Annotated in this window: 18 protein-coding genes and 1 pseudogene; 12 read left to right on the forward strand and 7 right to left on the reverse strand. The window is 63.9% G+C overall.

Annotation, left to right across the window (positions count from 1 at the left end):
- Positions 1 to 17: 17 nt before the first annotated feature.
- The gene (locus BMZ97_RS26205) at positions 18 to 626 is read right to left on the reverse strand and encodes a TetR/AcrR family transcriptional regulator (RefSeq protein ID WP_092176913.1); all 609 of its coding nucleotides are present in this window, start codon (positions 624 to 626) and stop codon (positions 18 to 20) included.
- A gap of 106 nt (positions 627 to 732) precedes the next feature.
- On the opposite strand from BMZ97_RS26205, the gene BMZ97_RS26210 reads away from it, so the two are divergent.
- Entirely contained in the window at positions 733 to 1,470 is a 738-nt protein-coding gene (locus BMZ97_RS26210; protein ID WP_210188338.1) for an SDR family NAD(P)-dependent oxidoreductase, read from the forward strand.
- A 66-nt stretch (positions 1,471 to 1,536) separates the two neighbouring features.
- On the forward strand, positions 1,537 to 1,911 hold the full coding sequence (locus tag BMZ97_RS26215) for a VOC family protein (RefSeq protein ID WP_092176917.1): 375 nt from the start codon (positions 1,537 to 1,539) through the stop codon (positions 1,909 to 1,911).
- Between the two features lie 465 nt (positions 1,912 to 2,376).
- On the opposite strand, the gene ugpC is transcribed toward BMZ97_RS26215, so the two are convergent.
- The 5 genes from ugpC to BMZ97_RS26240 are packed head-to-tail and all read right to left on the reverse strand — an operon-like array spanning position 2,377 to position 8,083.
- A complete protein-coding gene (ugpC, locus tag BMZ97_RS26220) occupies positions 2,377 to 3,471 on the reverse strand; it encodes an ABC transporter ATP-binding protein (RefSeq protein WP_092177172.1) in 1,095 nt (364 codons plus the stop codon).
- Entirely contained in the window at positions 3,471 to 4,979 is a 1,509-nt protein-coding gene (locus BMZ97_RS26225) for an argininosuccinate lyase (protein WP_092176920.1), read from the reverse strand. Before BMZ97_RS26225 ends, ugpC begins: the two co-directional genes overlap by 1 nt.
- 3 nt (positions 4,980 to 4,982) lie before the next feature.
- The gene (locus BMZ97_RS26230) at positions 4,983 to 5,831 is read right to left on the reverse strand and encodes a carbohydrate ABC transporter permease (protein WP_092176923.1); all 849 of its coding nucleotides are present in this window, start codon (positions 5,829 to 5,831) and stop codon (positions 4,983 to 4,985) included.
- Position 5,832: 1 nt separating this feature from the next.
- Entirely contained in the window at positions 5,833 to 6,762 is a 930-nt protein-coding gene (locus tag BMZ97_RS26235) for a carbohydrate ABC transporter permease (RefSeq protein ID WP_092176926.1), read from the reverse strand.
- A gap of 37 nt (positions 6,763 to 6,799) precedes the next feature.
- Positions 6,800 to 8,083, reverse strand: coding sequence for an extracellular solute-binding protein (locus BMZ97_RS26240; RefSeq protein WP_092176929.1), 1,284 nt, complete (start codon positions 8,081 to 8,083; stop codon positions 6,800 to 6,802).
- A 133-nt stretch (positions 8,084 to 8,216) separates the two neighbouring features.
- Here BMZ97_RS26240 and BMZ97_RS26245 point away from each other — a divergent pair, with 133 nt between their 5' ends.
- Complete coding sequence (locus tag BMZ97_RS26245) at positions 8,217 to 9,287, forward strand: substrate-binding domain-containing protein (RefSeq protein WP_092176932.1); 1,071 nt, start codon at positions 8,217 to 8,219, stop codon at positions 9,285 to 9,287.
- A 278-nt stretch (positions 9,288 to 9,565) separates the two neighbouring features.
- Here BMZ97_RS26245 and BMZ97_RS26250 read toward each other — a convergent pair whose 3' ends face one another.
- Complete coding sequence (locus BMZ97_RS26250; RefSeq protein ID WP_092176935.1) at positions 9,566 to 10,357, reverse strand: inositol monophosphatase family protein; 792 nt, start codon at positions 10,355 to 10,357, stop codon at positions 9,566 to 9,568.
- 208 nt (positions 10,358 to 10,565) lie between these two features.
- Between BMZ97_RS26250 and BMZ97_RS26255 the strand changes: the two genes are divergently transcribed.
- From BMZ97_RS26255 to BMZ97_RS26300, 9 genes and pseudogenes are all read left to right on the forward strand, one after another.
- Complete coding sequence (locus BMZ97_RS26255) at positions 10,566 to 11,291, forward strand: HAD family hydrolase (RefSeq protein WP_092176938.1); 726 nt, start codon at positions 10,566 to 10,568, stop codon at positions 11,289 to 11,291.
- A 976-nt stretch (positions 11,292 to 12,267) separates the two neighbouring features.
- Positions 12,268 to 13,311 (forward strand): ABC transporter ATP-binding protein, encoded by a 1,044-nt coding sequence (locus BMZ97_RS26265; RefSeq protein ID WP_092176941.1) that lies wholly within the window; start codon positions 12,268 to 12,270, stop codon positions 13,309 to 13,311.
- Positions 13,312 to 13,364: 53 nt separating this feature from the next.
- Positions 13,365 to 14,654, forward strand: a complete 1,290-nt coding sequence (locus tag BMZ97_RS26270) for an ABC transporter substrate-binding protein (RefSeq protein ID WP_092176944.1) — start codon at positions 13,365 to 13,367, stop codon at positions 14,652 to 14,654.
- A 4-nt stretch (positions 14,655 to 14,658) separates the two neighbouring features.
- A complete protein-coding gene (locus BMZ97_RS26275; protein ID WP_092176947.1) occupies positions 14,659 to 15,537 on the forward strand; it encodes a carbohydrate ABC transporter permease in 879 nt (292 codons plus the stop codon).
- Positions 15,534 to 16,400, forward strand: coding sequence for a carbohydrate ABC transporter permease (locus BMZ97_RS26280; RefSeq protein WP_210188339.1), 867 nt, complete (start codon positions 15,534 to 15,536; stop codon positions 16,398 to 16,400). Before BMZ97_RS26275 ends, BMZ97_RS26280 begins: the two co-directional genes overlap by 4 nt.
- A 1-nt stretch (position 16,401) precedes the next feature.
- A complete protein-coding gene (locus BMZ97_RS26285; protein ID WP_092176951.1) occupies positions 16,402 to 17,238 on the forward strand; it encodes an endonuclease/exonuclease/phosphatase family protein in 837 nt (278 codons plus the stop codon).
- Positions 17,239 to 17,483: 245 nt separating this feature from the next.
- Entirely contained in the window at positions 17,484 to 18,308 is an 825-nt protein-coding gene (locus BMZ97_RS26290; protein WP_092176954.1) for an inositol monophosphatase family protein, read from the forward strand.
- Between the two features lie 21 nt (positions 18,309 to 18,329).
- Positions 18,330 to 18,464, forward strand: a pseudogene (locus BMZ97_RS26295) (DNA translocase FtsK); the annotation flags it as partial.
- Between the two features lie 477 nt (positions 18,465 to 18,941).
- The gene (locus BMZ97_RS26300) at positions 18,942 to 23,024 is read left to right on the forward strand and encodes an NACHT domain-containing protein (protein WP_244546602.1); all 4,083 of its coding nucleotides are present in this window, start codon (positions 18,942 to 18,944) and stop codon (positions 23,022 to 23,024) included.
- The last annotated feature ends 82 nt before the right edge of the window (positions 23,025 to 23,106 follow it).

Below are 23,106 nucleotides of genomic sequence, written 5' to 3' on the forward strand. Positions count from 1 at the left end.
CGCGTCCAAGGGCCGAGTTAGGGTGGAGAGCGACACTCGCTGCTAGATCTTATTGAGGTCAGGCCGCGCAGCGCCAGACGGGCGGCGTCGCGGAGTTCAGACTCGCTGGCGCCGCCACGCGCCGCCACCTTGAGGCCCGAACGCAGGACCAGCAGCATCCGGCCGACAGCGTCGGTGTCGAGCCCCGCGTCAAGTTCGCCGGCCTCGACACCATCGCGAACTCTGGCAGAGAAGGCCGCGACTACCGTCTCGCCGGCGGCGTCATTGAGGGCGTTGATCTCCGGGTCCGAGCGGCTGAACTCGACAACCGACCCCACCCCCAGGCAGCCGCTTTCGACATCGTCGCTGGAGCCCAACCCGACCAGCAGGGCCGCCTCGATGCCTTCGGCCGCCGTCCCTTCCGCAAGGGCCTCGCGCATCTGCGCAACTGAGCCGGCCGCGTAGCGGCGCAGGGCCTCCAGGAACAGGCCGCGCTTGTCTCCGAAGGCGCCGTAGAGGCTTTGCCGGGCGATGCCCATACCTTCGAGCAAGTCGCTGGTCGAGGCCGCCTCGAACCCCTGGCGCGCGAACACCTTGATCGCGCTGGCGATCGCCTCGTCTCGATCGAACTCGGTAGGTCTGGCCATGGTCGCATTCTACCAATTTTGATCGATCAGTCCAGAATGCCCTTGACTGAACGGTCCGGAATGAAGGATGAATTTAGGACCAATCAGTCAATAATGGGGATCGCACTTGACCGCCACTTTCTCCCCCTCCGCGCCAGCCCTGATTTTCGGCGGCGCGCGCGGCATAGGCGCCGCCATCGTGCGTCGCCTCGCCGCCGAGGGACGCCCCGTCGCCTTCACCTATGTCAGCGCGCCGGATCGAGCCGCCGCGCTGATCCAGGACATCGAAGCGGGCGGCGGGACGGCGCTTGCCATTCGGGCTGACAGTGCTGATCCCGAGGCCGTGCGCCTGGCGGTCGAGGCCGCTGTCGAGCGCTTCGGCAAGCCAGAGGTGCTGGTCGTCAACGCCGGCATGCTGATGGGCGGCGCCATCGATCAGTTCGCCATGGACGACTTCGACCGCATGCTGGCAATCAATGTGCGCGGGGTGTTCGCCGCGATCCGCTACGCTGCCCCCCACCTGTTGCAGGGGAGGCGTATCGTCACCATCGGGAGCAACACCGCCGACCGGATCGGCTCGCCCGGTTCCAGCGTCTACGCCATGACCAAGGCCGCCGTGGCCCAGTTGGTGCGCGGCGCCGCGCTCGACTTCGCACCCCGCCAGATCACCATCAACAACGTTCAGCCCGGCCCGGTGGAAACGGATATGACCGCTGACCTGATGGCGTATATCGTTCCCAAGCTGCCGCTGGGCCGCATCGGCAAGCCGGATGAAATCGCCGACTTGGTCGCTTGGCTGACGGGCCGTGGAGCCGGCTACATGACCGGCGCTAGCCTGACCATCGACGGCGGATGGACCGCCTAGCCATGCGGTCAGCCGCTCGTCTCCGCGCTCGATGATCTCGCACAGGCCCTCTTTGGAGATAAAACTATGTTCACTCACGTCATGATCGGCAGCAACGACCTGGAGCGGGCTCGAGATTTCTACGACGCGACATTTGCCGCGTTAGGAGGCGAGCCTGGCGAGATCGATGCCAGAGGCAGGCTGATCTATGTCCACAAGGGCGGTCGGCTGATGATCACGAAGCCGATCGACGGCAATCCAGCGACCGCGGCCAACGGTGGGACTATCGGTATCGCCGCTGCGAGCCGTGACCATGTTCTCGCATGGCATAAGGCCGGCACCACGCAGGGTGGGATGGCGATCGAGAGCCCACCCAGCGAGCGCCCGAACGGAGCCTTCGTCGCCTATCTTCGCGATCCGGACGGAAACAAGCTCACCGCGCGCACTCTGCCGACGAAGTAACACGATCGGCAACAGCCGCTCCGAAGATCATCCCGCTTTTCGGGACATCCGCCGGCAAGCGGACGGTCCAGTCGCGGCCTCACCTTTCGGGTCGATCGGCCCGCCTGGAAGCGGACCTCGCCGCAGTCCCAGATGGGTCGGGAGCTGACCTTCGGCGGCACACAAGGAATGTCCGGTTTCGGGCGATCTTCCAGTGTCTGGTTGTGGCGCATCGCCGGCATCGGGCAAGCCGGCTTTTCAGGCAAGCTATCGTGCGAGCTGCAAATCATCACGCGAGCTGGCCCTGGGCAACCACTGGGCTGACGCCGGAGATGGTTAGAGCCCGCCCTCATCCTGAGGAGCCTGGCCTCAAATGAACCGAGCGATATCAAAGATTTCCGATCGCGCACTATCGCCCGCGCCGTCATTCCGGACCCGAGGGCTGCGCCCGGAATGATGGTGCATGGGTGGTCGGGACAGAAGCCTCTAGGCGCTGCCGATCCGCATCCCGGTCTGCTTGTCGAAGAGACGCAAGGCTGCCGTCTGGGCTCCGAAGGCGACTGTCTCGCCGGGCCTGAAGGAGGCCGTCGCCGGCGCGCGCGCCACCACGCTGCCCTGCGGCAGGTCCAGCAGCACGAAGGTCTCCGGGCCATGCGGCTCGCAGACCCGCACCTTGCCTTCGATGCGGATGGGGAAGGGGGCCTCGCCCCCGGACAGCAGCTGCAGCTCGTGGGGCCTGATGCCGAGGATGACGGTCTGGCCGGGCGCGAGCGGCGGCAGCCCCGTGACGCGGGAGAGATCGACTGCGGCGCCGTTGGCCTCGGGCGTAAGCCCGCCACCCGTCGCGACGGCGTCGATCATGTTCATCTCGGGCGTGCCGATGAAGCGCGCGGTGAAGATGTCCGCCGGCCGGTTGTAGAGCTCCATCGGCGAACCGACCTGCAGGATGGAGCCGTCGCGCATGACGACGATGCGGTCGGCCAGCGACATGGCCTCGACCTGATCATGCGTGACGAAGACGATCGTGCTGCCCAGGCGCTGATGCAGCTGCTTGATTTCCAGGCGCATCTGCCCGCGCAATTGGGCGTCGAGATTGGACAGCGGCTCGTCGAACAGGAAGGCCACGGGATCGCGCACCATGGCGCGGCCGATGGCGACGCGCTGCCTCTGCCCGCCCGATAGCGCAGCCGGCCGCCGGTCGAGATAAGGCTCGAGGCTGAGCGTGCGGGCAGTCTCGCGAATGCGGGCCTGCTTCTGCGCCTTGGAGAGCTTCGACGTGTAGAGCCCGAAGCCGATATTCTGCGCCACCGTCAGATGCGGGTAGATCGCGTAGTTCTGGAACACCATCGCGATGTTGCGGTGCTTCGGCTCGTGGTTGTTGACCACCTCGCCGCCAATGCGCAGCGTGCCGCCCGAAATCGGCTCCAGCCCCGCGATCATCCGCAGCGTCGTCGATTTGCCGCAGCCGGAGGGGCCGACGAGAACGACGAATTCGCCGTCCTCGATGGTGAGGTCGATGCCGCGGACGGTGGTGACGGTGCCGTAGCGCTTGACGATCTGTTGCAGCTCGATGCGTGCCATCATGCACCCTCCGCAATCTCGAATGTGCGGCGGTCGAGCTCGGCTGCGGCTTGCGCCTCACGCGCGGCGATTTGTTGGGCTTTTGTCTCGAAACCCACTAACGCCGCGCGATAACCGTCGAGCGCGCGGTCGAGCGCTGCGGGTGCGGGACCGCCGAAACGGTCCCGCACCGCGACGAAATGCTCGGGCGAGACCATCCGCGCGAATTGCGCCGCATCGGCGGAAGGCGAGCGGCCGACATGATGCTCGAAGGCCGTCTTGAAGGCGCCAAAGCCGTCGGTGGGAAGGTCGCCCGCCATCGCCACGACGGCGCGCGCGACATCGGCGGCGATCTCATGGCCGAGCCGGAAGGACAGCCCTTCGCTGCGCACCAGCCAATCCGCCAGCTCCGTGATCGTGGCACAGGACCGGCTGAGATTGACGGCGACCCGGTCGGGGTCGATCCGCCCCGCCTCGATCGTCGCGGTCATCAGGTCGAGCACGCGCAGCCCGGCGTCTATAGCCTGGTAGCCCATCTCATGGGTTTCGGCCTCGCTGTCGGTCATGTCCGTGAAGGGCGTGTTGTGCATCACGTCGACGACGGCGCGCGCACGGCCGCAGGTCTGGCTCGCGAGATGGCGCAAATGCTCGAACGGCACCGGATTGCGCTTCTGCGGCATGATCGAGGAGATCTGCACGAAGGCGTTGGGCAGATAGAGCTGGCCGACCTCGAAGCTCGACCAGAACTGGAAATCCTGGATCGGCCGGCCCAGATGCAGGAACAGGAGCCCGATGGCGCTGTAGGTCGAGGTCAGGTAGTCGGTGGCCGCGATGCAGGAATAGGCATTCTGCAGCGGAGCGGCGAAGCCGAGCAGCCAGGCCACGCGATGCCGGTCGATCGGGAAGCCCGACGTTGTGATCGCGGCCGCGCCCATCGGGCTCAGATCGACGATCGCGCGCGCCGCCTCGATCCGCTCGATATCGCGGATCAGCACCTCGATGATCGCGCCGAGATAATGTCCATAGGTCGTGGGTTGGGCCGGCTGCCCATGGGTATAGGCCACGATCAGGACGTCGCGGTCGCGTGTCGCCACCGCGACCAGCCCCGCCAGCAGGCGGCGGCATGCAGCGAGCAAGCCGTCGATGCGCGGCTTCAGGTCGAGCTTGAGAAAACAGTGGTCGATGTCGTTGCGCGAGCGGGCGGTGTGCAGCCGGCCGCCGATATCGGCCCCAGTGCGCTGCTTGAGCTCGCGCTCCATGTAGAAAAAGTAGTCCTCGACATCGCCGCCATAGGCGAGGGCGGCCGGATCGATCTCCCGCTCCATCGCCTGCAGCGCACGCGCGATCGCCGCGCCCTGGTTTGCATCGAGGATACTGGTTTCGACCAGCATGACGAGATGCGCGCGATCGATGCGGCGCAGCGCCTGCGCGTGGAAATGGCGGGCGCCGTCGAAGAGCGGCTTCAGCACCGTCTCGCGATAGACCGGATCGGGAAAGCGCGAGTGGTCGTTGATCTGCAGTGAACCCATGGATCAGCCCTTGACTCCGGCGAGCATGACGCCGCGCACGATGTAGCGTTGGAAGAACAGGAAGATCGCCAGCGTCGGCAGGGTGGCGAGCGCCGCGCCGGTCATGATCAGCTCCCACTGAATCGACTGCTCGACCGCGAAGCTGGAGAGGCCGACCGGCAGCGTGTAGAGCGAGGGATCGGTCGTCACGATCAGCGGCCAGAAGAAGGCCGTCCAGTTGCCGAGGAAGGTGAAGATCGCCAGCGCCGAGAGCGCGGGCGTGACCAGCGGCAGCGCCACTTTCCACCAGATCGCGAACTCGTTGAGCCCGTCGACCCGCGCCGCCTCCAGGAAATCGTTCGGCACGGTCTCGAAGAACTGCCGCATCAGGAAGACGCCGAAGGCGGTGACCAGGCCCGGGAACATGATGCCCAGATAGCTGTCGATCCAGCCGAGCTTGCTGGCCATCAGATACCACGGGATGACGAGCATCTCGGTCGGGATCATCAGCGTCGACAGGATCGCCAGGAAGACGAGGCGCCGGCCCGGAAACGCGAATTTGGCGAGGGTGTAGGCGACGAGGCTGTCGAAGAACAGGCAGGACAGGGTGACGACGGTGGCGATGATCGTCGAGTTCGCGAACCAGCGCACGAAGCGCCCGTCGGACAGCACCTTGACGTAGTTGGCAAGCGTCGGCTGGTCCGGGATCAGGCGCAAATCGTAGACTTGGCCGGCCGATTTCAGCGAGGTCGAGAACATGAAGAGCAGCGGCGTGATCATGACCACGCCGCCGAGGAACAGGATCGTCCAGGCGACGATGCGGCCGGGGCGCAGATTGCCATAGGCCTGCAGGGGCTGCGTCTGCGTGCTCATCTCAGCGGCTCCTCAGGATCCAGAGCTGCGCCATCGAGATCGAGAACAGGATCACGAACAGCACCACGGTCTGCGCCGCGGCATAGCCCATCTGGTAGGAGGAAAAGGCGGTCTGATAGATCATCAGCACCAGCGGCTTGGTCGAATTGAGCGGCCCGCCGGGATCGTTGCTGGTCATGTTGTAGACCTGGTCGAAGATCCGCAGGAAGCCGATCGACGAGAACACGACGAGGAACACCGTCGTCGGCTTCAGCAGCGGAATGGTGATGCGCCGCAGGATCGCGCCTTCGCCCAGCCCGTCGATGCGCGCGGCCTCGTAATAGCTCGTCGGGATGGCGCGCAGCCCCGCCATGAAGATGATGATCTGGAAGCCGAGATGCGCCCAGATCGCGGTCAGCATGATCGCTGGCAGGGCCTGCTCGATCGAGCGCAGGAAGGGCTGGGCCGGGAGGCCGAGCGAGCCCAGGATGCTGTTGATCACGCCGATCGGCGGGGGCTGGTAGAACCAGCGCCAGACCCAGGCCATCGCCGCGGCGGTCGTCAGATAGGGCAGGAAATACAGCGCGCGGATCAGCCCGTGCAGGACGGTGACGCGGTCGAGATAATAGGCGATGACGAAGGAGAGGACGATCGCGATCGGCGTGCCGAAAACGAGATAGGCGAAGGTGTTGCGGAACACCTGCCAAAAAACGGGATCGGCGAAGAGCTTGCGGTAATTGTCGAGCCCGATGAAGCGGGCCTCGTTGAGCAGGTCCCAATCGGTCAGCGAGAGATAGAACCCCTGCAGCGTCGGGTAGAAGCGAACGGCGGCGAAGAACAGGACGGGCAGGGCGAGGAACGTCCAGGCCCAGACGATCTGCTTCGTCGCGATCGACAGCCTTCCCCAGGGGCCACTGAGGCCGGCGCTCCGGGGCGATGGCAGCGCGGTCATGCGCGGTCCTCCTGTTGCTCGCGGATCGATCGGCCCCTTACTTGCCCTTGAACTTGTCGAGGATCGCCTGCTCGCGCGTGGCGGCCGCCGAGAGCGCCTCCTTGATCGGCGTATTCTTCAGGAGCACGGCGTTGATCATGTCGATCGAGACCTGGCGCTGGGCCGCCTCGTCCACCATCGGTGGCGTCGCGGCATACTCCAGGCCGCGGATGAACGGGCCATAGATCGGGTCCTTGATGTTGGCCTCCGTCAGCGCCACAGCGCGGCGGGCCGGCAATTCGCCGACCTTGTCGAGCCAGACCGTCATCGCCTTCTCCGACGAGACGAAAGCCAGGAACTTCTCGGCGGCGGCGAGCTTCTCGCCGGTCGCCGAAGCGCCGATGGCGTTGGCGAAATAACTGCCGAAATTCGCCTTCCTGCCGTCCTGCGTCGGCAGCTCCGCGACGCCCCATTTGAAGCCCTGGATCGTCTTGTAGGAGGCGATGCGGAAGGTGCCGTCGATCACCATGCCGGCGAGCCCGCCGCGGAAGGCGGCCTGGCCTTCATCCATGAAGCCTTCCTGCCCGATGCGATGGAGCTTCTGCAGTCCGGTGTAGAATTCGAGCGATTTGGCGCCGGCCTCGCTGTTGTAGGCGACCTTGCTGCCGTCAGCGCTGTAGGATTCGCCGCCATATTGGCGAACGAGAATCTCGCGCCACCAGTTGTGGTCCTGGCGTGCGATATCGAGCGCCATGCCGACTTGCTGGAAGTTACCTGCCGCATCGCGCCTGGTGATCGCCTTGGCGGCCGCCACCAGTTCGTCCAGCGTCTGCGGCGGCTTGTCCGGATCGAGCCCCGCCTTCTGGAACAGGTCCTTGTTGTAGAACAGCGCCATGCTGCGCACCGCCGTCGGCAGGCCGTAATACTGCCCGCCGCGCTTCATCGCCGAGACGATCGGGAAGAAGTCGCGCTCGATCTCGGCATCCTTGAAGCTGGCCTTCGGCAAAGGCTGCACCAGCTTGCCGGCGATGAAGGTGTCCAGCCAGCCATAGAAGAGCTGCATCACGTCTGGTCCGCGGCCCGCTGCCTTCGCCGCGATCAGGCGCGTCTGATAGTCGGCATAGGGAAAGGTGACCTGCTTGACCGTGATCCCGGGATTTTCGGCCTCGAACTGCTTGATCACCTCGCTCATCGCCTGGACGCGGGTGTCGAAGACATATTGCCAGTACTGAATCTCGACCGCCCGGGCGCCGCTGGCGCCCGAGGACAGGATGCCGAGCGCAATCGTCGCGGCAAGCAGCGGCCGGCGCAGCCACAGGCGGGCGATCGTCGCAAACCTCATCAGAATTCCTCCCAGGCTTCACTGTTGGCCAGTGTATTGTGCAAGCGCTTGCATGATAAGGCGCCGATAGCATTTGTCAATTGTGGTAATTTCAAGCTAGATTTGCCGTTGAACACAGGGGTTTGGCTTCTCGATGCCCAACCTTGCGATGACGAAAGGCAAGCGCTTGCATCAGGATACCGCCGATCTGAAGAGCCTGGCCCTTGCGCTCGGCCTCTCGCAATCGACCATCAGCCGTGCCCTGCGCGCGCATCCCGGCATCCCCGAAGCGACGCGCCGCCGCGTGATCGCGGCGGCGGAGGCGGCGGGCTATCGTCCCAATGCGCGTGCGCGCGGCCTCGCGACGGGCCGGACGGAGACCATCGGCCTGGTCTTCCCGCTGCAGCGCCTCCAGCTCCCGGAAACGAACTTCGTCGATGTCCTGGCTGGAATCTCGACGGCCGTCACCGCGCGCAACTACAACCTGCTGCTGTCGCCTTTCGAGGATGACGAGGCCAGCGTCCTGCGCAAGCTCGCCTCGTCCAAATCGGTCGACGGCGTGATCATCACCCGCCCCCTGGTCAGGGATCCGCGCATCGCCCTGCTCAATGCGTTGCGCCTGCCCTTCGTGGTCCATGGCCGCACGGAGGCGCAGGAGCCTTTCTCCTTCGTCGACACCGACAACGACAACGCCTTCGAGCGGTTGACGGACCTGCTGCTCGATTACGGCCATCGCCGCATCGTCGTGATCAACGGCCTCGCCCAGTTTCGCTATGTCGCCGCCAGGGCTGCCGCTTTCGAGCGCGCTTTCGCCGCGCGTGGGCTTGCCCCGCCGCCCGGCGCCATCGAGTTCGTCTCCATGACCGAGGCGACCGGCTACGAGACCGCGATGCGGCGGCTGGGCGATCCCGCGCCGCCCACGGCCTTTCTGTGCGGCTCGGTGTTTCAGGCGCGCGGCGTCTATCGCGCGCTCGCCCAGCACGGGCTGGTGGTCGGGCGCGATATCTCCGTCGCCTGCCATGATGATGGCGTCAGGGGTTGCAGCGCCATGGATCTCTCGCCGCCGCTCACCGCGACGGCGACGTCGATCCGGGGCGCCGGCGAAGAGATCGCGCTGATCCTGATCGACCTGATCGAGGGCAAGGCGGCCGCACCTGTGCAGAAAATCCTGCCCTTCGAGCTCGTCCTGCGCAATTCGGTCGGGCTTGCGAAGCCTGGCGCGTGACAGGCGTGCAGGCCGGCCTGGGTGGGAACAGGGTTATCTCTTCAACCTGCTTTTCAGGGAGCGGTCTCCTCGCCGGCAGGTCAGCCCAGGCTACCGCCAGAGCAATTTCCGATCGAGCTGGATCGTTCGATTGTTCTAGTGGATCGAATCGGACGCTTGGTACCCGCCAGAGCGTCCTCACGGCTCGGTGACGAGCGGCGCGGTCCTACCCCGTTTGCAGACGCTCGGAAGGTCGCCGGTGGGTGGCTTTCAGGCATCCGCCCTGCGCTCGATAACGCTCACGCCAACTGCGCCATCAGTTCCTGAAAGATGGAGGGAGCACTGAATACGACTTCGCCTCCAAAGAGATCGACCGGAACGTTGATCGGAACGGCCTCAAGATTGCCCCGCTGCGCTCCAGCTTCGGTCGCGATGAGGCCTGCTGCTGCGACGTCCCATGCAAACAGAGTCTCGGTATGGGCGTCTAAACGTCCCATTGCGACGTAGGCAATGTCGAGCACGGGCGAAGCGGAGCGGCGAATATCCTGGCAGCTCTCCAAGAGCGCTCTGACGCGTCGCAACGGCTTCTCGATATCGGATTTGTCATGGGGAAAGCCGGTGCTGACCACGGACCTGATGAGCCCATTCGGCGAAGATGGGCTGATGATCGTGCCATTGAGGGTCGCGCCACCATGTTTCGTCGCCACGAAAGTCTCAGCTAGTGCCGGTGCATGGACGCATCCTGCCACGACCACGCCGTCGAGCGCAAAAGCGACGGAGATCCCAAAATAGGGGTGGCCTCTGACGTAGTTTGCTGTGCCATCGATTGGGTCAATGATCCACAATGGACCAGAGTAGTCGAAGCTATGGGTTTGGGCGCCTTCTTCTGAAAGGATGCGGTGATCCGGAAATGCGGTGCGTATAGCTGCCGAGATGACGCGATCTGCTTCGAGGTCGGCTGCGCTGACCACGTCAGTTTTGCCCTTGTCACGCACGTCTTGTTGATAAGAATTCCAATGCCTTACGACCGCATGACCAGCATCAATTGCTGCCTTTTGCGCAACCGCTTTGACACTATCGATATCAATCAAGTTCGTCGCCTGTCCGTTAGCAACGCGGCGCCCCGCTCATGCTGCCTAACGAGCAAGCGCTTGGTCTGCAATGGGTCGAACTTCCCCGTTGGCGGCTTTCCAGAGAGTGGACACTCGGCGCGGACCACCGCGCTGCCATAGCCAAGGTTAGCGGATTGACGCAGGCTATCTACGTCTATCGCTCTCGCCTTCGGAGGAAGTTATTGCGATGCGGTTGCCGAAGGCTATTCTTCTCGATCTCGACGATACGATCATTACAGAAGGTGATCGGCTGGCCATTCTGTTGGAAGTGGCTGAGGAGTTCGCCGCGGCATTGAAGCCGCATCCCCCGTCCGATGTCGCCGATCGGCTCGATGCCGCATTGCAGGCTTTTTGGTCAAGCACATCGAGCGCAAAGGCAGCGCGATTGGGAAAGGCCGGGTTCGGAATACGACAGGCCAGGGAATCGATCATTGCCCAGACGTTCCAGATTCTGGGCCTGACGGGTATGCCCGACATTGCGGTTCAGTTTTGCCATCGTTTCTCTGATCTCCGGGCAAGAAATACGGGGATATTCCCAGGAGCAAGAGAAACCATAGAAAGTCTCAAAGCCGCAGGCGTGCTGTTGGCGCTCGTTACGAATGGCGCGACTGACATACAGCGAGCCAAAATCGCCCGCTTCAATCTCGCCGTTCTGTTCAACCATATCCAAATCGAAGGCGAGCACGGCTTCGGCAAACCCGAAGAAATAGCCTACATGCATGCCATGCAGGTCCTTGAGGTTGAGCCGAGCGAAACATGGATGGTAGGCGACAATCTCGAATGGGAAGTAGCGGCTCCTCAGCGCCTCGGCATTTATGGCATTTGGCACGACCATCTTCGCCGCGGCCTGCCTGCGGGAAACGAAATCCGCCCTGATCGCATCATCACACACTTGGCGGAACTTCTGCGGTAGGGCCTGTGTCCCGGATGGGGTGTAGGCCCGTAAGCGACGCCTCGGGAAAAGGCCATAAGGCAGATTGTTCGCGGTCAAACGTCGCTCTCGCGGCGGCAATATCGCTCACGTGATCACGCAGCGAATAGCCGGCCATCGGGGCATCGCTGAGGCCACGGCCACGAAGCGTAATCGCCACGCATCTCCTGCGCGCTAGTGGATTGAATCGGACGCTTGGTACCCGCCAGAGCGTCCTCACGGCTCGGGGAAGAGCGGCGCGGTCCTACCCCGTTTGCAGACGTTAGGAAGGTCGCTGGAAAGTGAGAAGCGGACCCGATGCGAGGGTCAGCGATCGAAGCGCAGCCGGAGAACCCCGTAAACGAGTAGCCCACCGCACACCATCGTCCCAAACAGGTAAGGGCCATGAAGGACCGCCGCGCGACCGACAGTAGGCTCTAGCAAGGAGACCAAGGCACCCGCGCCGAGGGCACCGAACGGCATCGCTCCCCATGCGAAGAACCGATAGGCCGAGTTGATCCGACCGAGCAGGTCGTCCGGGATCAGGCGCGGTCTGAAATCTGGCGCGAAGTGGCCGGCATTGTCACCGAACTGAACGCCGACAAAAGATGACAGGCCATTCTAGCGGCAGGACAATACTCAACCTCGCCTCGGGAGCGTCAAGCCGAAGGCCGTGGGCTCGATGTCCGCTTTCCGGCGACCGCTTGACGTCAGCTTCCGCGCAGTCCGTTTGGCATCGCGTTCGATCCATCCGTATGACGCCGATTCCGGCTCTTCGCGACATGCGGGTTTCGGGTGTGCGTGAGGGACCGGCGCGGAGGAAGGTGGACCGCTTGCCGAATATCGCACTGGAGCTCGACGAAGCTGTACCGGCACGCTCTTGTCTCGGCACAAATTTTAGCATCATGCTCGTGCCTCGGCTCGTAACCGGCAGGCAAGCGTCCTGCTCACGACGCCTTGCTTGGGGGCCGGGTCGCGAATGGTTTCGGTAGAACTCAAAGCCGTCTCGAAGAGCTGGGGCGGGGCCGCCGCCGTCGATGACGTCAGCTTCACCGTCGAGGGCGGCAAGCTCGTGGCACTGCTCGGCCCGTCCGGCTGCGGCAAGTCGACCACGCTGAGGCTGATCGCGGGGCTGGAGGACAGCAGCAATGGTTCGATCGCGATTGGCGGGCGCGACGTCACCCGCGCGGCGCCCTCGCAACGTGGCATCGCCATGGTGTTCCAGAATTATGCGCTGTTCCCGCATCTGTCCGTGGCGGAGAATATCCTGTTCGGGTTGAGGGTGCGGAAGGTGTCGCGCGCGGATCGCGACGAGCGGCTCGCTCGCGCCGCCTCGATCCTGGGGCTCACCACCCTGCTCGAGCGCAAGCCCTCGCAGCTGTCCGGCGGCCAGCAGCAGCGCGTCGCGCTCGGCCGGGCGATCGTCGCGGAAGCCCCGGTCTGCCTGATGGACGAGCCGCTCTCCAATCTCGACGCACAATTGCGCGTCGAGATGCGGCGCGAGATCCGCGAGCTGCAGCAGCGCCTCGGCATCACCATGGTCTATGTCACGCATGATCAGGTCGAGGCGATGACGATGGCCGACCAGGTCGTGCTGATGCGCAACGGGCGGATCGAGCAGGATGCTCCACCCGACGAGCTCTACGAGAATCCGGCGACGATCTTCGTCGCGCGCTTCGTCGGTACGCCGCCGATGAACGTCATCCCGCTCGCCTCGGTCCTGGCGGGCGGCGGCGACACCGGCCTCTCAGCCCCCGCCCATGCCGAGCCGAGCCGGCTCGCGGTCGGCATCCGGCCCGAGATGACCGAACTCAGCGATGCCGGCATCGCGGCCGATGTCGTGGCGGTCGAGTATCTCGGCGCCGACACGCTGGTCGAGACCCGCATCGACGGCCAGCCCTTCATCGTGCGCCGGCCCGGCAAGGTCCGCGCCGCGGCGGGCGAGCGGGTGCACATCAAGTTGTCACAGGCGGCGGTGCACTGGTTCGACCTGAAGACCGAGCAAAGGCTCGTCCTCGGCTGACGACTGAACAACCAAGGCGTTCAAGACGCCGTACAAAGGGGAGTATGAGAGAGATGGACAGGCGTGAATTCATTGGCGGCACCGCCGCCCTGGCCGGCTCGCTTGCGGTGGCGCAACCGGCGCTGGCCCAATCGGCCGAGCTGTCCTTCTTCTATCCGGTCGCCGTGGGTGGGCCGATCACCAAGCTGATCGACAGCTACGCCGCCGGTTTCGAGAAGGAAAACCCGACCATCAAGGTCAAGCCGATCTATGCCGGCACCTATCAGGAGACGATCGTCAAGGCGCTGACCGCGCATAAGAGCGGCACGCCGCCGGTGCTCTCGGTCCTGCTCTCGACCGACATGTTCACCCTGATCGACGAGGAAGCGATTGTTCCCTTCGACCCCTTCATCAAGACCGAGGATGACAAGAAGTGGCTGTCGGGCTTCTTTCCCGGCTTCATGGAGAACAGCCAGACGGGCGGGAAGACCTGGGGCATTCCGTTCCAGCGCTCGACGGTGGTGCTCTACTGGAACAAAGAGCTGTTCAAGGAGGCCGGGCTCGATCCCGAGAAGCCGCCGACCAATTGGGCGCAGCAACTCGAATTCGCGCAGAAGCTGACCAAGCGCGATGCTGCCGGCAACACCAGCCAGTGGGGCATCCAGATCCCGTCTTCCGGCTTCCCTTATTGGCTCTTCCAGGGGCTGACCACGCAGGCCGGCGCCATTCTCGCCAATGCGGCCGGCGACAAGACCGACTATGCCAATCCCGGCGTCGTCGAGGCGCTGCAGTACTGGGTCGACCTGGCGCAGAAGTACAAGGTCCACCCGCCCGGCATCGTCGAATGGGGCACCACGCCGCGCGACTTCTTCGAGAAGAAGGTCGCGATGATGTGGACCACCACCGGCAACCTGACCAATGTCAGGGCCAACGCCAAGTTTCCCTTCGGCGTCGGCGTGCTGCCCGCCGGCAAGAAGCCGGGCAGCCCGACCGGCGGCGGCAATTTCTATCTCTCCAAGAAGGCGAGCCCGGCCGAGCAGGAGGCCGCGTTCAAATTCGTGCGCTGGATCACCACGCCGGAGCGGGCCGCGCAATGGAGCGCCGATACCGGCTATGTCGCGGTGACGCCGGCAGCCTACGAGACCGAGGCGATGAAGAAATACGTCGCCGATTTCCCCCAGGCCCTCGTCGCCCGCGACCAGTTGCCGACCGCCGTCGCCGAGCTCTCGACCCATGAGAACCAGCGCGTCGCCAAGGCGCTGAATGACGGCCTGCAGGCGGTCCTCACCGGCACGAAGCAGCCGGCGCAGGCGATGGCAGACGCCCAGGCGGAAGCCGAGCGCATCCTGAAGGCCTATCGCTGAGCCGATGAACAACCGCGCGACCGCAACGATCCATGGCTGGCTGCTGCTGCTGCCGGCCATGGCTTGCCTGGCCCTGTTCACGCATTGGCCCGCGCTCGCGAGTTTCGTCGACAGCTTCATGTCGACCCCGCGGGCGCGCCGCCCGGCGCGTTTCGTCGGGCTCGACAATTACCAGCAGATGCTGGCCGATCCGATCTTCTGGAAGGCGATGGCGAATAATCTCTGGTTCGCCACTGGCACGATCCCGGCCTCGATCGCGCTCGCTTTGCTGATGGCGGTCTGGGTCAACGACAAGATCGCCGGCCGCACTTTGGTCCGGATGGCCTATTTCACCCCGACCATCCTGCCGATGATCGCGGTCGCCAATATCTGGCTGTTCTTCTTCACCCCGCAATACGGCCTGCTCGAGCAGATCGTCGCTGCCTTCGGCGGGCGCAGCACCAACTGGCTGGGATCGCAGGACACCGCGCTCTACGCCGTCACCATCGTTGCGATCTGGAAGGAGGCCGGCTTCTTCATGATCTTCTACCTCGCGGCGCTGCAGGCGATCCCGCCCAGCCTCGGAGAGGCTGCGGCGATCGAGGGTGCCTCGCGCTGGACGTTCTTCCGGCGTGTCCAGTTCCCGCTCTTGATGCCGACGACACTGTTCGTGCTGATCAATGCGGTGATCAACGCCTTCCGCATGATCGACCATATCTTCGTGATGACGCGCGGCGGCCCCGACAATGCGACGACGCTGCTGCTGTTCTACATCTACCAGGTCGGCTTCGGCTTCTGGGATACGAGCTATGCGGCGGCGCTGACCTGCGTGCTCCTCTTGCTGCTCGCGCTGGTCGCCTTCGTGCAATATGGCTGGCTCGAACGCAGGACGCATTATCAATGAGCGGCGCGCCTCAACCGCAGCCGGTGGCCACCACCCGTCCCGACCCTTATGCGCCCAAGGGCCTGGCGCTGACGCTTGAATCGACAGGCGCGATCCTGCTCGCTCTGATCTGGGTGCTGCCCCTGGCCTATGCCGTCTGGGCCGCGATTCATCCAGCCGAGTACACGACCCGTTTCGTGCTGAGCGCGCCGCTGACGCTGGACAACTTCGCCCGCGCCTGGGCAGCCGCGCCCTTCGCACGCTATTTCCTCAACACCTTCATCCTCGTCACCATGATCCTCGCCTTCCAGCTCGTGCTGGGGACATTGGCGGCCTATGCGCTGGCGCGGCAGGATTTCTGGGGCAGGGACCTCGCCTTCGCGTTGATCCTGGCGCAGCTGATGATCATGCCGGACGCGCTGATCGTCGAGAATTACCGCACCCTCGCCAGGGTCAATCTGATCGACACCATCCCGGCCATCGCCTTGCCCTATATCGCCTCGGCCTTCGGCATCTTCCTGCTGCGTCAGACCTTCAAGACTGTGCCCAAGGAGCTCGACGACGCGGCCCGCGTCGAGGGCGCAAGCCCGCTGCAGGTGTTGATGAAGGTCTATGTGCCGCTCGCCAGGCCGACCTATATCGCCTACGGGCTGGTCTCGGTGAGCTATCACTGGAACAACTTCCTCTGGCCGCTGCTGGTCACCAATTCAGTGGAGTCGCGGCCGCTGACGGTCGGCCTCCAGGTCTTCTCGTCGAGCGATCAGGGCATCGACTGGGCCGTGATCTGCGCTGCGACGCTGATGACCTCGGCACCGTTGCTGGTCGGCTTCCTGCTGTTCCAGCGCCAGTTCGTACAGAGCTTCATGCGTGCGGGAATCAAGTGAGATGCGGCTGATCACCTGGAACATTCAGTGGGCCCGCGGCATGGACAACCGCGTCGATCCGGCGCGCGTCGTCGCGCATGCCCGGCAGATGGCGGATTTCGACGTGCTCTGCCTGCAGGAGGTCGCGGATAATTTCCCCGAGCTCGACGGCAATGACGAGACCAACCAGTTCGGCCGCTTCGCCGAATTGCTGCCGGGCTTCACCGCGATCGAGGGCATCGGCGTCGATGTCGATGACGGCAGGGGCGGCCGCAGCCGCTTCGGCAATCTCGTGCTGACGCGCTATCCAGTCGCCCAGGCGCTGCGCCATCTCTTGCCCTGGGAGGCGGCCGAGACCCGCAACATGCCGCGCATGCTGATCGAGGCGGTGGCGCTGACCCCGCTCGGCCCGGTCCGGCTGATGACGACGCATCTCGAATACTCGTCATCGCGGCTGCGTGCCGCGCAGGTCGACGGCATTCGCGAGGCCCATCGCATGGCGTTCGCCCGCCACGCCAGGCCGCGCGAGGCCGGGCCGCACACCTACCGGATGACGCCGAGCGCGGCGGGCGCCGTGCTGACCGGCGACTTCAACATGCGCCCGGATGATCCGGTGCTGGCGCGATTGCTGGCGCCGTTCGACGGCGGCGAGCCGCCGCTCATCGACCTCTGGGCCGCGGTGAGGGGCGAGGCGCCGCATCCGCCGACCGCGAACCTGTTCGACCAGATTTATGGCGAGCCCAGCTGCCTCGACTATGTGCTGGCGACGCCCGATCTCGCGGCGCGCGCCCGCACCGTCACCTGCGATGTCGAGACGAAAGTCTCCGATCACCAGCCGATCCTCGTCGAGTTCGACTGATCGCCGCGCCGGGCTACCTCCTTATTTGATCACATTGTCTTCACGCGAACCGGTATCCACTTCGCTCGAAAACGCTCTAGATGTGAGCTGTTTTCGATCTGACTGAACCGTCATTGCGAGCGCAGCGAAGCAATCCAGGAACGGCAGAGCTCTGCGTCCTCCTGGATTGCTTCGTCGCTTCGCTTCTCGCAATGACGGGTCCGTGTTTCACTCAGATCCAAAACGCTCTAACCGACTGGACCACGATGATCTTCACACGCCAGGACCATGAGACGCTCGCGGGGATCCTCGCCGAGGCCGGCCGCCGCGAGGTCATGCCGCGCTTCCGCAACCTGGCCGAGGGCGAGATCCGCGAGAAGCGCTCGGCGACCGATCTCGTCACCGAGGCCGACGAGGCGGCGGAGCGCTTCATCAGCGCCGAGCTCGCCCGGGCCTTTCCTGGCGCCGTGCTGATCGGCGAGGAGGCGGTCGCCGCCGATCCGGCGCTGGTCGAGCGTCTCGGCGACGCCGAACTCGCCGTCGTCATCGACCCGATCGACGGCACCCTCAACTACGCCTCCGACCTGCCGCTCTTCGCCGTCATGGCCGCGGTGCTGGTCAGGGGCGAGGTCGTCGCAGCGGTGATCCACGATCCCATCGTCGAGGACAGTGCGATGGCGCTGCGCGGCGAGGGCGCCTGGCTCGGCTCCGCCGCCGGCAAGAGCCGCGACCTGCGGGTGGCGCCGGCCGCGGCTGCGCGCGAGATGACCGGCATGATGAGCTGGCAGTATTTTCCGGAGCCGCTGCGCAGCAAGCTGCCCGGCCACATGCCGGCCTTCGCCAATGTCTCGTCGCTGCGCTGCTGCGGCCATGAATACCGGCTCGCCGCCGCGGGCAATGGCCACTTCCTGCTCTATGGCCGGCTCAGCCCCTGGGATCACGCGCCGGGATCGCTGATCTATGCCGAGGCCGGCGGCCATGTCCGCATGCTGGACGGAGAGCCTTATCGGCCGGCCCAGCCGACGCTCGGCCTGCTCTGCGCCCCCGATGCGGAAAGCTGGCAGGAGATCCGCACGATCCTGCTGAGCTGATCGGGGCGATCCAGGTTTCCTGGCGAGATCGGCGGCCCATACGACCAGGCGGTGGCGGAGGTGCTGCGCGACAAGAAGGCCTCGACCTCCTCTATCCAGCACCGCCTCCAGATCGGCGACAACCGCGCCGCCTCGATCATGGAGCGGATGGACTAGGAAGGCATCGTTGCTTATCAGCACAGATTGCGGTAACGGCCCGGGAACGTCGTCTCCTGGCCGGGAGCTGACGTCTTGAACGTCTGCTTTCCGGCGATCCAATTTGCTCGGCAATGCCGCGCTCGAAGCTGGCCCATACCTGCCTTTCGAATGCTCTTTTCGCAAAGCTTGCTTTGCGCCCTCATTGCCGCCATTCGGAGCGCGTTTTGGATTTCGTGAATGCTGCCGTCAGGCTCGAGAATTCATCCCTGCTTTTCTGAGGTGCTCACCGTATAACCTTTGTCCAACTGTTCGCAGCATGCATTTCCTGCCATCGACCATTGCTCGTCACCGATGCGGCGATGCAACACGCTATCGGGGCCAATTTCACAGTGATCGCTTGGCTAGGTGGCCGGCGCGTCGGTCGCTTGTTCTTTTCTGGTCGTTTTTGCGAGATCCAGCACAAATCCTTAGATTGGGCGGTGGTCGAGTGTACTGTTGGTCCCGCAATTCGACCATCGGGGAGCGTTAACAGTTTATATTTCCCGCGCCCTCATTGTAGACGAAAAGACCTACACTGAAGAAGAGCTACTTCAGGTGGGTACGGTATTCGTCGTCTTAGCAGAACCGGGTGCCGGCAAGACCGAGCTGCTTAAGGCGCTCGCCGGAATGCTCCAGGCAAATCGGATTCGCGCCAGCATCTTCCAGAACAAGCCGGAGCTCGCGGGAAAAGGCCCGCTAGTTATCGACGCGATGGACGAGGTTGCGCGAATCGACACCATCGCGACAGACAAGATCATCGCGATGGCGAGCGAGGCTCAGGCAGCGACGGTCGTCTTCGCGGGCCGGTCGGCGGAGTGGGACCGCAGCCGCACGACCTACGTCGAGCAGTGCTTTGGTGCCAAGCCCGTCGTCGTGCATCTGCAGCCCTTCAACGAGGACGAGCGGCGCCAGCTCTTCGAGAGCAAGTTTCCCCGCGAGGACTTCGAGGCGTTCGCGGCGGAGGTTCATCGGTTTGGGGTAGGCCCGTTGCTTGGCAACCCACAGTTTCTGATCCTGTTCGGCGAGGCCTACATCGAGAGCGGGTGCGTCTTCACGTCGAAGGCGAAGATCTTCGCGGACGCCATACGTCGTCTCGCGCACGAGGCGAACACCGAACGGCCCAAGCCAAAATCGAAGCCGCCGCTTGACGCCATCATCGCAGTCGCAGGCGAGGTGTTCGCCAAGCTTCTCTTGTCCGGCGCGACGGGCATCGCCACGGTCGAAAGTTTAGGCAACCGCGATTTCCCCTACATCAACAGCTTGTGCCGCGACGCATCGAACGCGCCCTTCCTGATCGACACGCGTTTGCTGAGACCCTCGGGCGATCCGGAAGAGCACGAACCCGTTCACCGCATCGTCGCCGAATATTGTGCGGCGTCGTATCTGGCGGGTCGGATCGAAGATCCTAAGGACCGTCTTTCCTTGGAAAGGGTCCTTGCCGTCGTCGCACCGAATGGCGTGACCCGCGACGAATTGCGCGGCATGGTCGGCTGGATGGCGGCGCTGGGACATCAGCCGTTACAGTTGCGCCTGATCGAGCTTGATCCCTATGCGGTGCTGGCGAACGGCGATCCAAGCCAGCTGACGACGGCGGCGAAGCGCGCTCTGCTGTCGGCCTTGGACAAGCTCACGGATTTGGAGCCGCTGTTCCGTCGCAGCGACACGTGGCGACGCTTTAATGTCGGTCAGTTTTTTACGTCCGACATTTTCGATCCGGTTCGCGCGATCCTAAGGAAACCCGGGCAGTTTCGCACGCTTGTCCTTGAGCTGCTGATCGACACAGACGCTTCGGACAGTCTGGTACCGGAACTGTCGTTATTGGTCCGTGATACGGCAACCGATAGCGATACCCGGAAGTGGGTCGGTGCGATCCTGCTGGCCGCTGGCACCTTTGAGCCTGCGGTCGAGTTCAACGCACTGTTCGCGGAGGGCTCGGCGACGTCGCTTGAGATCGTGGCGCGATGGGTTACCAAGCGCGGCGTTGAATCGATCGGCGCGGACAAGATTGTAGGCCTTCTGGAAAAGTTATCGAGGCTGTACGGCACGCCAAACCGCAGGCATCTCGACGGGACGTCGCGCTATTTCATCGACGTCCTAGTGCGGTCTTTCACACTCGCCGAAGTCACGAACTTTCTCGATGCCCTGACGACGGGCTTCGCCTGCACCTGTGCGCCCAAGCACGCCTATGCGTGTACGTGCCGATACGGGAAAAGCAAAATCCTCGGTCGGCTTCTCGATCGGTATTTCGAGCTGGCGGAAGCGGGACCGCACGACCCGGTTCGCATCTGGCAGTGGATTAGATCGCTCCATTTCCAAGGCAACGCATCGACCGAGCGGAGCGCGTCGGTCAAGCATCTCGTCGCCAATGACAAGCTAAGGCGCGAGCTGCAGCGGCGCGCCGTCAAAGGCTTACGCGGCAACCAGGCACAGGAGGCGGTGAGCGACCTATATTCGAGCCACGGGCACTCCGGCCTGCATATGTATGTCGGCGACCCGGACGCGCTCAGCCAGTACGCTTTTGACCACCACACGGTGGATGTTTGGGGTTCGCTGCTCTCCGGCCATAACTTCTGGGGCAAGGAGAAAGGGCCGAACGCGCTTCGCGCGACGCAGCGTGCGCAAAGCAAGTTCTCGCCCGATTTCATGCGACTGTGGGCGAGACGAGAGCGGGCTCGACGCGAATACTCGCGCGACGAGCGTCGCTTGAACCACATACGCGGCCGGAAGAAACGGGCGGACAAGGAAGCGGCAGTCGAGGCCAATAACCGTGCTCATCTTCGCGCCAACCTCGCGGAAATCGAGGCGGGACGACATGGATGGTGGCTCACGGAATTTACCCGCGCTTTTCTCTATCACCCGCATGAACTCGAGGGCATGGTCGACGATCCGGAAACGCCGCTGCGCGCGCTCCGAAACTGTTTCCCTTTCGTCGAGCCGCACATCCCCACCGTCGAACGGCTGGGCCAGAGCAAGAGTACCAACATTGCCGAGATTTTGCTCGCGGCCCTGATTGTCCTGTATCGCGACGGTGTCGACCTAACGACCCTCGATCCGCGTATGCTGGCGGCGGCGAAGACCGAAGCAACATCGTCCTATCCTGTGTTCAAGGACAGTGAGGCCGACGGCGAAGCGTTCGAGGCGGCGCTCGACGCAGCGCTGTTCAAGGAGTCGGGATCGGCGGAAACGTTCTTACGCGCCTACATCGAGCCTCAGCTGGCCCAGCCCGAGAACGCGCCGCAGCGTGTCTATTGGTCAGACAACAAGCCCGCGTTCCACGATTTGCGCGCGAGGCTCCCGATGGAATGGCTGGAGCGCTTCCCGCAGATGCCCGAGGAGGCGATGCGGCCGTTGTTCGGTATGGCGTCGAAGTACGGGCGGCGGGAAGATCTGATTGCGCTCATCGATAGGCGTTGCGGCGATCCTCTTCTCGATAGCGGCAAGAACACAGAGGACGACACACGCGCACGCGGTTGCCGGAAATTCTGGCACCTCAATGCCGTGCTTTATCGGACGCCCGATCATGACGCCGCGTGGCAGGAACTCAAGACTGATCCGAAGGCAATCTTCGGTTTCGAAGGCCGCCTTGGTCGAATGTACGAGCGGGAGGACGACGACCATCCGCCGATAGCGGCGGAGACCATCTACGAGGTCATGGATGCGTTCGTGCCCTTTTGGGCGAAGGTTCCTCTGTCGAGCAGCTGGGGCACAGGAGATCCCGAAGACCAGGCGGCATATCGTTTCCTGCGTGATTGCATCTGGAAGATCGCGGAGGATGCGCCGGAGCGCAGGATCGAGGTGCTCGACCGCATGCTTCCCGATGCGCGTTTCGAGGACTACCGCGAGGCGATGCTGACGATGCGGGCCGAAGCCCAGCGAAAACTCGCGCTTCAGGATTTCAGAGCGCCGCGTCCGTCGGAGATCAGCAAGATTCTCGAAGAAAACGACGTGGCGTCGGTCGAGGACCTTCGGGCCTTGATGGTCGAGCAGCTGGAAGAACTACAGCGTTGGCTCAACGGCTCGGAGACCGATCCGCTCGATGCCTTCTATGACGACGACAAGCGCGTCGATGAAAACAACGCTCGCAATAGGATCGTGGATCAACTGCAAGGGCAGATGAAGGCCCTTGGCCTGTCGATCGTGATCGAGCGTCACATGGCAGGCGGCAATCGCTGTGACATCACCGCGTCCGCCATTCTGGAAGGACGCAATCGCCTTCTCGTGACAGAGGTGAAGGGCCAGTGGAACGACGAGCTGTATACGGCTGCCGCCGCACAGCTGGATCAGCGATACGCGATTCATCCCGACGCTGCGCGTCAGGGCGTCTATCTCGCGCTGTGGTTTGGCAACGGCGAAAAGGTCAACGGTCTGGTTGATGCGAGCGTCACGTCGGCCGGCGATCTGAAGGCGCGCATCGTCGATAAGATGACAGATGAGCTGAAGGCGCGGGTTAACGTGGTCGTGCTCGACTTGTCGCGGCCAACCCAATTGCCGAAGCCGCCCAAAAAGACGTCTGCGAAGAAGGCCGCGGCCAAAACCTAAGCCAGTCGCCAGGGCGAAGCCCAAGCCCTTGCGGGCTAAGGAAGCATCGTCCGGCGCGGATAATCGCCAGTCGGTTGTGGAG

Origin of the sequence: Allobosea sp. OK403 (genome assembly GCF_900113835.1) — a bacterium.
Lineage (GTDB): Bacteria > Pseudomonadota > Alphaproteobacteria > Rhizobiales > Beijerinckiaceae > Allobosea.

Excerpts from the sequence above, each read along its gene's own strand:
- BMZ97_RS26280 (WP_210188339.1), top strand. The coding sequence starts at position 15,534 with ATGAGCGGCGCGCCTCAACCGCAGCCGGTGGCCACCACCCGTCCCGAC.
- BMZ97_RS26275 (WP_092176947.1), top strand. The coding sequence starts at position 14,659 with ATGAACAACCGCGCGACCGCAACGATCCATGGCTGGCTGCTGCTGCTG.
- BMZ97_RS26290 (WP_092176954.1), top strand. The coding sequence starts at position 17,484 with ATGATCTTCACACGCCAGGACCATGAGACGCTCGCGGGGATCCTCGCC.
- BMZ97_RS26215 (WP_092176917.1), top strand. The coding sequence starts at position 1,537 with ATGTTCACTCACGTCATGATCGGCAGCAACGACCTGGAGCGGGCTCGA.
- BMZ97_RS26240 (WP_092176929.1), bottom strand. The coding sequence starts at position 8,083 with ATGAGGTTTGCGACGATCGCCCGCCTGTGGCTGCGCCGGCCGCTGCTT.
- BMZ97_RS26235 (WP_092176926.1), bottom strand. The coding sequence starts at position 6,762 with ATGACCGCGCTGCCATCGCCCCGGAGCGCCGGCCTCAGTGGCCCCTGG.
- BMZ97_RS26265 (WP_092176941.1), top strand. The coding sequence starts at position 12,268 with ATGGTTTCGGTAGAACTCAAAGCCGTCTCGAAGAGCTGGGGCGGGGCC.
- BMZ97_RS26230 (WP_092176923.1), bottom strand. The coding sequence starts at position 5,831 with ATGAGCACGCAGACGCAGCCCCTGCAGGCCTATGGCAATCTGCGCCCC.
- ugpC (WP_092177172.1), bottom strand. The coding sequence starts at position 3,471 with ATGGCACGCATCGAGCTGCAACAGATCGTCAAGCGCTACGGCACCGTC.
- BMZ97_RS26205 (WP_092176913.1), bottom strand. The coding sequence starts at position 626 with ATGGCCAGACCTACCGAGTTCGATCGAGACGAGGCGATCGCCAGCGCG.
- BMZ97_RS26285 (WP_092176951.1), top strand. The coding sequence starts at position 16,402 with ATGCGGCTGATCACCTGGAACATTCAGTGGGCCCGCGGCATGGACAAC.
- BMZ97_RS26225 (WP_092176920.1), bottom strand. The coding sequence starts at position 4,979 with ATGGGTTCACTGCAGATCAACGACCACTCGCGCTTTCCCGATCCGGTC.
- BMZ97_RS26270 (WP_092176944.1), top strand. The coding sequence starts at position 13,365 with ATGGACAGGCGTGAATTCATTGGCGGCACCGCCGCCCTGGCCGGCTCG.
- BMZ97_RS26255 (WP_092176938.1), top strand. The coding sequence starts at position 10,566 with ATGCGGTTGCCGAAGGCTATTCTTCTCGATCTCGACGATACGATCATT.
- BMZ97_RS26245 (WP_092176932.1), top strand. The coding sequence starts at position 8,217 with ATGCCCAACCTTGCGATGACGAAAGGCAAGCGCTTGCATCAGGATACC.